The organism is Candidatus Binatia bacterium, from assembly GCA_023150935.1.
Classification (GTDB): Bacteria; Desulfobacterota; Binatia; order HRBIN30; family HRBIN30; genus JAKLJW01.
The window spans coordinates 1-14,313 of record JAKLJW010000065.1 but is presented as its reverse complement, the minus strand read 5'-3'; the positions used below and the strand labels follow the sequence as shown (position 1 = coordinate 14,313).

General features: G+C 64.0%; 7 protein-coding genes. 4 read left to right on the top strand and 3 right to left on the bottom strand.

Annotation, left to right across the window (positions count from 1 at the left end; translation table 11 throughout):
• Positions 1 to 472: 472 nt before the first annotated feature.
• Positions 473 to 1,630 (bottom strand): ATP-binding protein, encoded by a 1,158-nt coding sequence (locus L6Q96_22110; protein MCK6557244.1) that lies wholly within the window; start codon positions 1,628 to 1,630, stop codon positions 473 to 475.
• 111 nt (positions 1,631 to 1,741) lie between these two features.
• Here L6Q96_22110 and L6Q96_22105 point away from each other — a divergent pair, with 111 nt between their 5' ends.
• Both L6Q96_22105 and L6Q96_22100 read left to right on the top strand, forming a co-directional pair.
• On the top strand, positions 1,742 to 2,341 hold the full coding sequence (locus tag L6Q96_22105; protein ID MCK6557243.1) for a hypothetical protein: 600 nt from the start codon (positions 1,742 to 1,744) through the stop codon (positions 2,339 to 2,341).
• Positions 2,342 to 2,528: 187 nt separating this feature from the next.
• Positions 2,529 to 9,437 carry a PLP-dependent transferase gene (locus tag L6Q96_22100; protein ID MCK6557242.1) on the top strand — a complete coding sequence of 2,303 codons (6,909 nt, stop codon included), beginning with the start codon at positions 2,529 to 2,531 and terminating at the stop codon, positions 9,435 to 9,437.
• A gap of 688 nt (positions 9,438 to 10,125) precedes the next feature.
• Here L6Q96_22100 and L6Q96_22095 read toward each other — a convergent pair.
• Positions 10,126 to 11,052: a DUF2333 family protein gene (locus L6Q96_22095; protein MCK6557241.1), complete on the bottom strand. Its 927-nt coding sequence runs from the start codon at positions 11,050 to 11,052 to the stop codon at positions 10,126 to 10,128.
• A gap of 79 nt (positions 11,053 to 11,131) precedes the next feature.
• Positions 11,132 to 12,394, bottom strand: coding sequence for a replication-associated recombination protein A (locus tag L6Q96_22090; protein MCK6557240.1), 1,263 nt, complete (start codon positions 12,392 to 12,394; stop codon positions 11,132 to 11,134).
• Between L6Q96_22090 and L6Q96_22085 the strand changes: the two genes are divergently transcribed.
• Complete coding sequence (locus tag L6Q96_22085; protein MCK6557239.1) at positions 12,299 to 12,496, top strand: hypothetical protein; 198 nt, start codon at positions 12,299 to 12,301, stop codon at positions 12,494 to 12,496. The two genes, L6Q96_22090 and L6Q96_22085, sit on opposite strands and share 96 nt — an antisense overlap.
• Positions 12,497 to 12,932: 436 nt before the next feature.
• Complete coding sequence (locus L6Q96_22080) at positions 12,933 to 14,243, top strand: O-acetylhomoserine aminocarboxypropyltransferase/cysteine synthase (GenBank protein MCK6557238.1); 1,311 nt, start codon at positions 12,933 to 12,935, stop codon at positions 14,241 to 14,243.
• Positions 14,244 to 14,313 lie beyond the last annotated feature (70 nt).

The window sequence follows — 14,313 nt, the reverse complement described above, 5'->3', positions numbered from 1 at the left end:
TCGCCGAGGCTTCGGCCGGCAGGCAGCGCGCCCCCCTCCATGGCTGCCTGGATTCGGGACGGCTGACGAATACCGCCCCTGAGCAGCGCCACCCCGGCTCAGCACGGCCGAGCCTTGCCCGAAACCATGGCTCCGGGCGTTGACACCGGCTGCCGACCCGCAATAAGCCGCTGCTCGGCGGCAAGGCGACGGTGAAACCGGCCCGGATCAGTTCCGGAAGGAGCGTGCTCGAAGGTCTGATATGGGATGTTACGTTAAATACTCCAGCTAATACGGACTATGCGCGCGGATTCAAAGGACAAACAACGGCGGCCAGTCGCATGAAGTTGTCCGTCGAACTCCGCAACAGTCATCCTCCAATCTTTTTGGATTCCCGCCCTATCGGCGTCTATCCGCGTTCATCCGCGGTTCAACTGTGTTTTCCGGGTTCAGGAGAGTAGTTCACGGGCTCCGCGTCGCAAGAGGCTGATGGTCACGCTCGTGCCAAGTGCCACGGAACGGCGCGGATCCCCGGGCGAAGGGTAATGATGCGGTCGACCCGGCATGCGACTGCGGCATGCATCGGCTCGCCAACGAGATCCAGCCAACGCGCCAGCGACCCTGCATGTGCGGGTGTCGGCGTTGCCGTTGCCTTGACCTCGATCGCATACAGCTTGGCGTTACGCTCGATCAGCAGGTCGATTTTTAATCCCGGCGATCGGTAGAAGTACAGCGGTGGCGGCTCTCCCTGGCTGCGGAACAGGTCGAGCCACTCGCCCACGACAGCCGTCTCCACCAAGGCTCCAAACGCAGGACCGCGCACCAGCGCATCGCGCTCGTGCCAGCCCATTAGGAACGCAGCCAGCGCCGCGTCGACGAAGTAAAGCTTCGGGCTCTTGATGATCCGCTTGCCGAGATTGCGATGATACGGCGGCAGCAGATGGACGATCCCACTCGCTTCGAGCGCCGATACCCAGCGACGGATTGTTGGCGGCGCCACGCCGACGTCGCGGGCGAAGTCCGCGAGATTGAGGATTCCCGCCGTGCGCGCCGCCGCCAGGCTGAGAAAGCGCGAGAAGGTTCGCAGGTCGTCGACCTGAACAAGGTCGCGTACGTCGCGCTCGAGATACGTCTGAATGTAGCTGGCAAACCACAGGCGGCGATCGACTTCAGGGCGGGTGGCGATCTCGGGATAGCCGCCACGCAGCAACCAATCGCCGACGTCCACCGCGGCAACCGCCGCCGGCGGGTCGTTGAACACCTGAGCCAAGACCTCGTCGACGCTCGCCGGCAGAGGCGCGCGCCGTGCCTCGGCGACTGACAGCGGATCGAGGCGCACGACAGCCACGCGACCGGCAAGCGTCTGACTGACCCCGCGCATCAAGGGTAGGCTTTGCGACCCGCTCAACAGCCACCGTCCGGGGCGGCGGTCGCCGTCGATGAGTTCCTTGATGTAGTGCAGCAGCTCGGGAACATATTGAATCTCATCGAGGATTGCCGGCGGGGAATGCTCGGCAAGGAAACTGACGGGATCGGCTAGGGCTCGCGCGCGAACATCAGGGCGCTCGAACGATACGAAACGGTGCGTCTCGCCAAAGTCGTGCAGCAGCAGGCTTGTCTTGCCCGCCTGCCGCGATCCGGTCACCAGCACCGCCGGGAACGTTCGCGTGGCGCGAGCTAGAGTTTGCGATAGCGCGCGCTGGTGATAATCCATAGCCGCATGATGGCCCGAGCAGATCGAAGATTCAATGTTCGATCTGCGTTGGGCACGACCAACAACCCGCGCGACTTCGGCATCGGCAAGCGACTGCAGAACCTCGCCGCCCTGCGGCAGGTCGGCTTCCAAGCCAACCGACGCCTGCTCAGCGTCGAACACGTCAGTCACGACTGCCATCTGGGCGAAGCCGCGTGGACCGATCTGACGCAGCCCAAGGAGATCAACGGCCAGCGCGTCTCCGCTCTGCACTTTGATGATCCGCGACTGCAGGCCCTCCTCTGCGCGTTGGTGCACCTGCACCTCATGCCCACGGGGTTTCGCAATGGCGATTTGCGCCAGCACTGGGCGCCCCTGCTCGGCAAAGCTCCGAGCGACATCACCCCGGGGAGCATGAGCTATCAGTTGCGCCGCCTGCGTCTGCGCGGGATCATCGCGCGAGCGCCCAAAACCAATCGCTACTCCCTCACCGACAGCGGCTTACGCACCGCGCTGTTCTTCACCCGCACGATGTCACGGCTGCTCCGCCCGGGACTGTCGATCGTGCTGGGGCCAGCGCCACCCGGCAATCACCGGCTGCGGCGTGACTTCGATCGCATGCAGGGCACCATCGATGACTTGATTCGGGAGGCGAAATTGGCGGCGTGAGAACTTGACTCACGTACTACAAGCCCTGGAGAACAAGAGCCCTAGGGCGTACGACTCCAAATTGCAAAGCAGATCCAGAGCGCGGGCTTCGCCTACAACCCTATGATGACCCCACGGAATCCGTCACCCCGGCGACAGTCGGCGGCCAGCGTCAGACGAAGGGCCGGATGCCGTACCCGGCGATCACGTGATCTTCCAGACCGAACTTTTCGGCGGCACATTCCTTCTTACCCAGGAGCTGAAACGGATCGGCGTCGCCATATCCTTTGCGCGTACGGTCGACGAATTCGCGGCGGAAATACGGCCCGAAACCCGGGTGATTTACGTCGAGTCCCCGTCCAACCCCCTGCTGCGCGTCGTGAACCTGGACGCCATCGCGCAGCTCGGGCGTGCCCACGGGGTGCTCACGGTCGCCGACAACACTTTCGCCACCCCGATAAACCAGAACCCGCTGGCCAGCGGCATCGACGTCGTCATCCACAGCGCGACGAAGTACCTCAACGGGCATAGCGACCTGAATGCCGGCTTCGTCGTCGCCTCGCGAGCCGTCATCGCGCGCGTCACCGAATATGCCGTCAACCACGGTGGCATGCTCGACGCGCACGCGTGTTTCCTGTTGGAGCGCGCGCTCAAGACGCTCGCGTTACGCGTCAAACAGCACAACGACAACGCCACCGCTCTGATATGGGATGTTACGTTAAATACTCCAGCTAACACGGACTATGCGCTCGGCCGACACCCACTGAGTCCCGGCCCCCGCCCGGTACCGGTGGGCGCGGGGCCGCCCGCGTGCGCCCAGCACTCCCGACCGCAGCACTGGCTCGACGCGCGGTGGCAGTTCTTCGAAGGCATCTACTTGTCAAGTGTCATGCGCTCTCAATCCGAAGCTACGTCGCGGAAGATCCCAACTCGAAGAATAATGGCGTTTCCCATACTCCTGCCAACGTGCCACTCTCCACGAGACCGCATGGCGCAAGTAATTTGCATGACGTGGCTCGATCACCTACGCACCCGAATCCGGCGCTTTCTTCTAGGGCGGCCGGGGGTGTCGATCCTCGGCGTTGCCGTCGCAAGCGGATTCTGTGTCGCAGGCGCCCGTTGGTTACCCGACTCGGGAGCGCTCGCCGCCCCGGCAAAAGCCGCGGTTTGCCCTGTTTCTGCCTGCGTCTCCGGCCCGTTCTTTACCCGTGCGGGTGATCTCGACTGCAACGGAAGGATCGAGGCGGCTGATATCGATCTCGCCATAACGGCGCTGTTCTGCGACCCGTGCGAGACCTGCGAGACAAAGGACGCCAACGACGACGGCAGCGTGTCGGTGGCCGACGTTCTGAAGGTGATCGAGTTGACTCTGGCCCCGAGCCCGCCGTTCACCGCTACCGGACGCACTGTGACGCCGACGCCCGACGCATCGGCCTCGCCGACGGGCGCCGTGGACCCGACCGCCACGCCCACCCGGGCGCTGCCGCCCGACCCGCGCGACGTTGCCCCAACGCTCGGAGCGATTGCCAGCACCGCCGTCGGTGATGCCACCGCGTTTCTCTACTCGGGCGCGGACCCGATTCAGACGGGCGTCGCGCCGAGCACCATCGATCCGGCGCGGGCGGTGGTGTTGCGCGGCAAGGTGCTCGATGGCAACAACGATCCACTCGCTGGCGTAGCGATCACAATCCTCAACCGTCCCGAGTTCGGGCAGACGTTCTCGCGAGCCGACGGCATGTTCGACATGGCGGTGAACGGCGGCGGTGTGTTGACGGTTAAGTACGAGAAGGGTGGTCATCTTCCGCTGCAGCGGAAGATGACCTTGCCCTGGCAGGATTACGTCACGGTTCCGACCGTCGTGATGCTCGGCTACGACCCCCGGGTGACGCTGATCGATCTCAACGCCAACGTCCCCCTTCAAGTCGCGTTCGGGTCGGTATCCGGCGACAGCGACGGCAGCCGGAGAGCCGTCCTGCTCTTCAAGCAAGGCACAAGCGCGACGATGCAGCTGCCGGACGGCTCGACGCAGCCGCTGACGAGTTTGCACGTGCGGCTCACCGAGTACACCGTCGGCGTGAACGGCCCAAATGCGATGCCGGGGGATTTGCCCGCCACCAGCGCCTACACCTATGCAGTGGAATACAGCCTGGACGAAGCGGTCGCGGCGGGTGCACTGGCCGTCAGCTTCAATCAGCCGGTGGTGCAGTACAACGAAAACTTCCTTGACTTCCCGGTGGGAACCAGTGTGCCGTCCGGTTATTACGACAAGCAGCAGGGCATCTGGCTGCCTTCAATCAACGGGCGCATCGTGAAGGTCCTGTCGGTCACAGGCGGGCAAGCCAACATCGACATCGCCGGTAACGGCACGCCCGCGAGCGAAGCCGAGTTGGCCGCTCTTGGCGTCGACACGCCGGAGCGGCAACAACTCGCCGCGTCGTTCAGCGTGGGTCAATCGCTGTGGCGCGTGCCGGTGAGTCACTTCTCTCCCTGGGACTCCAACTACGGTTACGGACCGCCGGCTGGCGCCGCTCCGCCTGGGGGCGGGCCGGCTTCATCCGGTGGGAGCGGCGGTGGCGGGGGGCCGAACGGCTCGGATGAATGCTCCGGTTGTATCCTCGGTATGCAAGACCAGCGGCTCAGCGAAGAGATTGACCTGACCGGCACACCCTTCTTCCTGCGCTACGACAGCACCCGCTCGCGCGGGCGGAGCAGCGACTACACGGCGCGCATTCCCCTGAGCGGCGCGACGCTGGCCGGCCCGCTCAAACGCATCGAATTGACCGTGAGCATTGCCGGACAAATTCAGAGTTCGGTGTTTCCGGCGCAGGCCGATCAAATTACCAGTTTCACCTGGGACGGCAAGGACGCCTACGGGCGCGACGTGCAAGGCCGGCAGGAGCTGACGATCGACATCGGCAACGTCTACGACGGCGTGTACCAGAACGTCGCCGCCTTCGGGTACAACGGCAACGGCGTGCCCATCACGGTGAATACGCGGCAGGAGATAACGATTCATCGCCGCCAACGCCTGCTGCTCGGAGCCTACTCCGCGCCGCCGCAAGTGCTCGGTGGTTGGACGCTGAGCGAGCATCACGCGTACGATCCGGTCGGGCACACACTCTACGAAGGCAACGGCAAACGCCGCAATGTGCAGACCGTTAGCAACGTCATCGAAACGTTCGGCGGCGGTTTGAGCGGCTTCTTTGGCGACGGCGGACCGGTGCGGGATGCGCGGTTCAACTTTCCCTACGGTGTCGCCGTTGGACCGGACGGCAGCGTCTATGTTGCCGATTCAGGCAACGCTCGCATTCGTAGAGTCACGCCCGACGGCATCGTCAACACCATCGCGGGCAACGGCGGCGGCTGCGCGCCGTCCAACTTTCCGTGCGGCGATGGCGGTCCGGCAACAAGCGCGTCGTTCGGCGGCGTAGTTCGCGTTGCCACTGCCGCCGACGGGAGCCTTTACGTCGGCGGCGGGCGCAATCTCTGGCGCATTATGCCAACTGGCATCCTTCACCGTGTGGCGGGTCTTGCCGTAGATGGTTTCAGCGGCGACGGCGGCCCCGCGCGCGACGCGCATCTCAGCAATGCCACGCGCTTCTATCCGGCGGCGGACGGCAGCGTTTATCTCAGCGACATGCTCAACCAGCGCATCCGCCGGATTGACCCGAACGGCATCATCACCACCATCGCGGGCAACGGCACAAACGGCTTTAGCGGTGACGGAGGTCCCGCCACGCAAGCCCAAATCAATTATCCCGGCGATATTGTCGCCGCCCCCGACGGCAGTGTGTATTTTATCGACCAGGATAACAACCGCATCCGCCGAATTGCGACCGACGGCATCATTTCGACCTACGCCGGCACTGGCGTCTACGGCAGTTCGCCGGATGGGCTTCCCGCCCTGGGGACGAATTTCATATTTCGCGCGGCCAATCAGATCGAATCGGGATCCATGGCTCTCGGACAGGACGGCTCGCTGTATGTCGTGACATACGTTTACCCGAATGGAGGGCGTGTCCAGCGCATCGGGACGGACGGCATTGTGACGGGCGTCGCCGGCACTGGCCAAATTGGCTCACAGGGAGACGGAGGACCGGCCCTGGCGGCGCAGATGCGGCTGGCGGCCATTGGCCTCGCACCCGATGGCAGCATCTACACGGTGGGCGGGTTCACGTTCGATTTCGACGAAAGCCGTGTGCGTCGCATCTCGTCGCCGCTGCCTGGTTTCACAAATAGCCAGCTTGCCATCCCCTCGGAAGACGGAACACACCTTTTCCAATTCGACGCGAGCGGCAGACACCTCAGCACCGTCCACACTCTGACGAACGCAACGCTTTACGCCTTTGCTTACGATAGCGCCGGACGGCTGACCGGCGTCACGGACGGCGACAACAACGTCACCGCAATTCAGCGCGACGGCAGCGGACAACCGACCGGGATTCTCAGTCCCTACAATCAACTGACCACCCTCACGCTCGACGACAACGGCTATCTGGCGGCAATCACCAATCCGAACAACGAACGGTATCAATTCGCCTACAGCGCAGGCGGCCAGATGGTCAGCGCAACCGATCCGCGGGATCAGCAAAACGTGTTCACGTATGACGCCGATGGTCGCTTGACGCGTGACGACGATCCGGCAATGGGCTTCCAGACCCTCGCGCGCACGGGGGATGATTTGGATTTCACCGTCACGCACAACACGGCGCTGAACCGACGCGCGGAGTTCCGCACGCAAACCCTCGGCACTCTCGACCGCAACCGCATCAACACGCTGCCCGATGGCACGCAACGCAGCGTGCTTGAAGGCGCCAGCGGCCTGCGCGCCTTCACCGACCCTGACGGCACGGTCACCAAGACGGAAATCGGCGGCGACCCGCGCTGGAAACTGCAAGCGCCGCTGACCACCAGTACCACGATCACGACGCCCGGCGCGCTCGTGTCTGCTCGCAGTTTCGCCCGCGCCGTTACGCTCTCGACGCCGAGCGATCCGTTCAGCCTCACGACGCAAATCGACACGACGACGATCAACGGGCTCGCCTTCACCTCGGCCTTCACGAGCGCGAATCGAACTTTCGTGAATACGTCGCCGCTCAACCGGCAATCGACGAGGGTGATTGACGCGCAAGGCCGCTCGACCCGTTTCCAGTTCGCAAGTCTCAACCCGCTGGCCGCGACGTATGACGCGCGCGGACGGTTGGCGACCCGCGCTTTCGGCATCGGCGGAGATGCGCGCACGAGCACGTTCGCATACAACCCCGCCGGCCTTCTGGAGTCCGTCACCGACGCGCTCGACCGGGTGACCGTGTTTCGTTACGACCTGGCGGGGCGGGTCACGCAACGGGTGTTGCCCGATACGCGCGTGATCGGCTTCGGCTATGACGCCAAAGGGAACCGGATTTCGCTTACACCCCCGGGCCGGCCAGCGCACGTCTTTACCTACACGGCGGATGATCTGCTGGCCTCCTACACCGCACCCACGGTCGGAGGCGGCAGCACGACGACGCTCAGCTACAACCTCGACCGCGAGTTGACCAGCATCGCGCGTCCCGATGCGCTGCAACTCACTCTTGCGTACGATGCGGCTGGGCGCTTGCAGACCCTAACCGTGCCCGACGGCACTTACGGCTATGATTACAGCGCCACGACCGGACAACTGACCAGCATCACCGCACCCGGCGGTGACACGCTGTCGTACGAGTACGACGGCTTCCTGCGCACGCGCCAAACCTGGGCCGGCACGGTAGCGGGGACTGTCGGCCGTACGTTCGAGAACAACTTCCGCGTCGCGTCGCAGAGCGTCAACAACGCGAACACCGTCAACTTCGCTTACGACGACGACGGCCTGCTCACCGAGGCGGGGGCGCTGACGCTGACGCGTGATGCGCAAAGCGGCTTCATCGTCGGCACGGTCCTCGGCAACATCACCGATACGCGCAGCTACACCGACTTCGCGGAACTTGCTGGCTACACCGCACATTTCAACGCCACGCCGCTTTACGATGCGCACTTCATCTACGACAAACTGGGCCGCATGACACAGAAGGTCGAAACCATCGGCGGCGTGAGCACGACGTATGCTTACGGCTACGACACGGCCGGGCGTTTGAGCACGATCGCGCTCAACGGCGCGACTCAACCGCTGGTCGCCTGCGGCTATGACAGCAACGACAACCGTACGAGCATCAACGCCGGCGGCAACATCACGAGCGCGGTGTACGACGCACAAGACCGCCTGACGCAGTACGGCCCGATCACGTACACCTACAGCGCCAACGGCGAATTGCAGAGCAAAACACTGAGCGCGGCTACCACGCAGTACCGCTACGATGTGCTGGGCAGTCTCCGCAACGTGACGCTACCCAACGCGACGCAGCTGGAATACGTGATGGACGGGCAAAACCGGCGCATCGGCAAGCGCGTCAACAACACACTGATGCAAGGCTTCTTGTATCAAGACGAAATCGAGCCCGTCGCCGAACTGGACGGGAGCAACAACATCGTCAGCCGCTTCGTCTATGGCAGCCGTTTCAATGTGCCCGATTACATGATGAAAAATGGCGTGCTGTATCGTTTCATTACCGATCATCGGGGCAGCGTGCGGCTGGTGGTGGACGCGACGACGGGCGCGATTGCGCAGCGGCTCGACTACGACGAGTTCGGCGTGGTGACGGCGGATAGCAATCCGGGTTTCCAGCCGTTCGGGTTTGCGGGCGGCATCTATGACCGCAATACCAAACTCACGCGCTTCGGCGCACGCGATTACGATGCTGCAACCGGGCGTTGGACGACAAAGGACCCGATTCTCTTCGCTGGGCAAGACACGAATCTGTACAGCTATGCGTTCGCCGACCCGATAAACTTCATTGACCCGAGCGGCTTTGCACCAACCGGCGGTGGGGGCCATGGTGGACAAGGTGGCGGAACAAAAAGGCGTTGTCCAGCAAGCGGTGGTCCGGGCGGCGGGAGTTCCGGCCCTCCACCACCAGGAAGCACACCACCACCACAGAGCACACCGCCACCCGGCGGGTCAGCAGGCGGCGGTTCCGGTGGCAATAACGGCGGCAACGGATCGCCTTCCTGGGGTGATACCGTCTTTGATTGGGAATTCTGAGCAGACTGATTGTTTACATCCTGATCCGTGGAGTGCAATCGATACGATGAGGGGACTACGCCCTCCACCGCCAATCGTAGGTACGTGAGAGGAAATGTTATCACCCGTTTGCGGGAGAAGGCGACCGGGATGTCGCGCAGGCGGAGGATGGCGAAGCGGCTGACGGGGTCGGCGACACGGCCCGAGTCGCCCGCCGCCAAGGGCGATGGTTGCTTCGCTCCCGCGACTCGGCGGCCTGCACCACTGCTACGATTGGCGAGAAGCTACCGAAAGCCGCGGGGATGAAGTTTTGGCGAGGGACAGGTTGAAGAACCCGCTGCGTCCCATCGTGACGCAAAGCAGGTAAGCGGCGGAGCACGCGCGCGAGCACCCGCGAGGCAAAATTCTTCACGCGCAGCGTGCTCACGATGGCGAAGCGCGCATTACACACCAGCCGATCGAGGTAGGCTTGGCGGGCGTGGTTGCTCCAGCCGATCCACGAGCAGCGCCACCCCGGCTCAGCACGGCCGAGCCTTGCCCGAAACTATGGCTCCGGGCGTTGACACCGACTGCCGACCCGCAATAGGCCGCTGCTCGGAGACAAAGCGGCGGTGAAACCGACCCCGATCCGGCCCGCCAGAGCAGGGATCGAAGGTCCAATATCGGGGCATTACGTCAACTTCGCAACGATCCACCCGCCGGGTAATCCTTACTTCTCCAATTCCTCCCGAATCGAATACATCTTCTGCCGCGCCTCGTTGATGTAGGCGTCGAGGTTGCGGCGATGATTGGCGAAGACGCTGGTCGGACTGCCGTCCAGAACGACGATCGGCTTCATGACCGCGGCCTTGCCGAGCGCCGCGTTCGCCTCGGCGGCCAGCGTGGCGACGACCGGCCGCGACGTCAGCTCCTTCCTGTACTCGCGCCCGATGGCGAGTCCGAGATGGTGCAGCACGTGGGCGAAACCCTGCGCGCGGTAGAAATCGTCGTCGCTGGTGAACAAGCCGGTTGCCGGCCGGAACAGGGTCGCGTGCGCCGCCCCGAGCAGGTCGGTCCACGCCTGATACAGACGAATCAGCTCGACGTTGCGCAAGTTGATCGGCCGCGACGCCGGCGGCACCGTCTTGAGCCCGTCGACGTAAGCGCGCAAGTGGCGCGCCCCTTCGCGCAGCTTGCTCTCCGCCGAGGGAAACCAGAATTTCTCGGCGTCGTTTCGTATCGCGGTGTCGGCGGCAACCAGGTTCCGGTCGAACTCGTCGCTCGAGACCTTGGTTAGATGGTCTTTGAACACGCGCGTGCTCTCCCGCAGCGCCTGTACGATGCCGAGCTGGCGATTCGAGTTGTTGTCGGCCCACAGCCGCGGACCCCACAGAACGAAATCGTTCGGGCGCCAACCGGTAATACCGTTCAACTCGTGCTCGATGAGCGCTATCGCCGTGTTTGCGTACGCCTCTCCGGGTACGATGGTGCGGCTCTCGGGGAATGCCCGCTCCACGTCGAAGCCCAACTCGTTGTGCCGTTTCTGGCCGAAATGGAGGGTCAGCGGAACCGCAAGAACCAGCAGCGCAACGAGGACGAGGACGACAACCTTCCCGACAACGCCACCGCCGCGGGACTCGGAAGAAATGTCTGCCATGGTACCTCCGCGTATCAAGAACCGCGGGCGGTTGAAAGCGACTGGAACGCCGCACTCCGCCCCGGACCCCAAAACACCCTCAGGCCCGCCCCTTGCGTTGCCGCCAGCGCTCGAGGCGTTCCTTGATCGCGCGCTCGGCGCCTTCTTCGGACGGCGCATAGTAACGGCGGTCGCACAGCGCATCGGGCAGATGCTGCTGTCCCACCACGTGGCCCTCGTAGTCGTGCGCATACTTGTAGCCGCGCCCGTAGCCGAGTTCTTTCATCAGGGAAGTGGGGGCATTGCGCAGGTGGAGAGGCACGGGAAGAGCGCCGTGAGTCTTCACGTCGTCGGCCGCCGCCAGCATGGCTTTGTAAGACGCATTCGACTTCGGCGCCGTGGCCAGATACGTCGCCGCCTGGGCAAGCGGGATGCGGCCTTCGGGCAAGCCGACGAAATGAAACGCGTCCTTGACCGCGACTGCCACCTGCAGCGCCTGCGGGTCGGCGTTGCCGATGTCCTCGGCCGCGAAGATGACCATCCGGCGCGCGATAAACAGCGGGTCCTCGCCCGCGTCGAGCATGCGCAACATCCAGTACACTGCCGCATCGGGATCGCTGCCGCGCAGGCTCTTGATGAATGCCGAAATGACGTTGTAGTGCTCCTCCCCCGCCTTGTCGTAGAGCAGCGCGCGGTGCTGCGCGGCTTCCTCGGCAAGGGCCAGCGTGATGACGCTCTCCCGCTTGGTCACGGCGAGGTTGGCCGCGGCTTCGAGGGCGTTCAGGCCCAGCCGGGCATCGCCACGGGCGTGCTGCGCAAGGAAGGCCAGCGCCGCTGGTTCACCGCGCAAACCAAGGGTGCCGAGGCCGCGCTCCCCGTCGGCTAACGCCCGCTCGAGCAGGTCCCGCACACCGGTTTCCGGCAACGGCTCCAGGACGAGCACGGAGGTGCGGGACAGCAAAGGCGCGATGACTTCGAACGACGGGTTCTCGGTGGTTGCGCCGATGAGCGTGATCGTGCCGTCCTCGACATAGGGGAGAAACGCATCCTGCTGCGCCTTGTTGAAGCGGTGGATCTCGTCGACAAAGAGGATCGTGCGCTGGCCACTGTCGCGGAGTCGAACCCGCGCTTCGTCGATCAACTCGCGCAATTCGCGGACCCCCGACAAGACCGCCGAGAAGCGCACGAAGTAAGCCTGTGTCGTGTGCGCGATGAGCAGCGCCAGCGACGTCTTGCCGGTCCCCGGCGGCCCCCAGAGAATCAGCGAGTGCAATCGCTGCCCGTCGATCAGTTCGCGCAGCAGCCGCCCGGGCCCGACGAGGTGCGTCTGACCGACCATCTCGGCGAGGGTCCGGGGGCGCATCCGTTCCGCCAGCGGCGCCGCCTGCTGGCGGCGCTGCTTTTCGGCGGCAGCGAACAACCCGGGCGCATCGGGACGCGAAGGACGTTTGGGCACGACCGGTAAATAGCACACCGGGCGCCCAGAGGCTGGCCCTGGCGCCGCCGTGCGATCGACCTCAATCCCAATGGAAGACCCTCTCTTCTCGGTGACGGCGGGCCCCCCGAAAATTCGCGGAACGCCCGGAGAGGTCCTCCGGACGGTTGCGATGCGGTGCGCGCCGCGGACGATGCCCGTCGTTCGACGACCGTCCATTCTCGATGTCGCCCGCCGCTTCGAAAATTGGGGTGGGTGGAACCGGGGGCGCGCAAGCGCAATGGCGGGCAGCCATCGGCATCGGTATCGATCCGATTCCCTCGATCCCGATAGCGATTCCGACCCCGACCCCGCAGAGGGCACCGCGTTTTCATCGTCTAGAGACGACCGCCAGGTCATGTACACTCCTTCGGTGGAATTCCGCTCGGATTGAGGTTAACTGCTGGAGTCGGACAAGGAGGTCTTCATGAGCACCGATACACCGCGAACCCCCGGGCTGGGGACCCTCGCCGTACATGCGGGGCAGGAGAAAGATCCGACCACGGGTGCCCGTGCCGTACCGATCTACGCGACGAGCTCTTACGTGTTCGAGAGTACCGAGCACGCCGCTAACCTCTTCGCCCTCAAGGAGTTCGGGAACATCTACACGCGTCTGATGAACCCGACCAACGACGTGCTCGAAAAGCGGCTGGCCGCCCTCGACGGCGGTGCCGCCGGGCTCGCCTTTGCCTCGGGGCAGTCTGCCATCACCGCTGCCATCCTGACCATCTGCCACAGCGGCCAGAACTTCGTCTCCGCCACCAGTCTCTACGGCGGCACGTGGACGCTGTTTACTCAGACTTTCCGCCAGCTCGGCATCGAGGTGCGCTTCTTCGATCCGCACCACCCGGAGAAGATCAAAGACCTGGTGGACGCCAATACGCGCTGCGTCTACTTCGAAAGCCTAGGCAACCCGAAGAACGACGTACCGGATTTTCGCGCCATAGCCGAGGCCGCGCACGCGCTCGGCTTGCCCGTGCTGTGCGACAACACCGTGCTGACACCGTGTCTCCTGCGACCGATCGATCACGGCGTGGACGTCGTGATCTACTCGACGACGAAATTCATCGGCGGCCACGGCGTCCACATCGGCGGCGTGATCGTCGACAGCGGCAAGTTCCCGTGGGCACGAGAACCGAAGAAGTGGCCCGAGTTCTGCGCTCCGGACCCGTCGTATCACGGTCTGGTCCTCGAAGAGGCGCTGCGGCCCGTCGGCAACATCGCCTACATACTGCACATCCGCACGCACTGGCTCCGCGACACCGGGCCGGCGATGAGCCCGTTCGGGGCGTTTCTGTTTCTCCTCGGACTCGAGACGCTTCACCTGCGCATGGAAAGACACTGTTCGAACGCCAGCACCGTGGCCCGGTTCCTGGAACGGCATCCCGCCGTAACGTGGGTGAACTATCCCGGTTTGCCCGGTCATGCAGACTACGCCAACGCGCAGACCTATCTGTCGAAGGGACAGGGCGCCATCATCGGGTTCGGCATCAAGGGCGGACGCGACGCGGGCATACGGTTCATCAATTCGGTTCGGATGGCCAGCCATCTCGCTAATATCGGCGACGCCAAGACCCTGGTGATCCACCCGGCTTCGACGACGCACTCGCAACTCACGGAAGCGGAACAACGCGAAACCGGGGTCACGCCAGACTACGTGCGCGTATCGGTCGGTATCGAGGACGTCGAGGACATTGTCGCCGACCTCGACCATGCACTGCAGGCGTCGCAGGCTTAGTAGTGATGGGCACAATTACGGCGACGTATTCCGTACGACGCTTTCCGTTCGCCCCGAGTAGCCCCGTTTT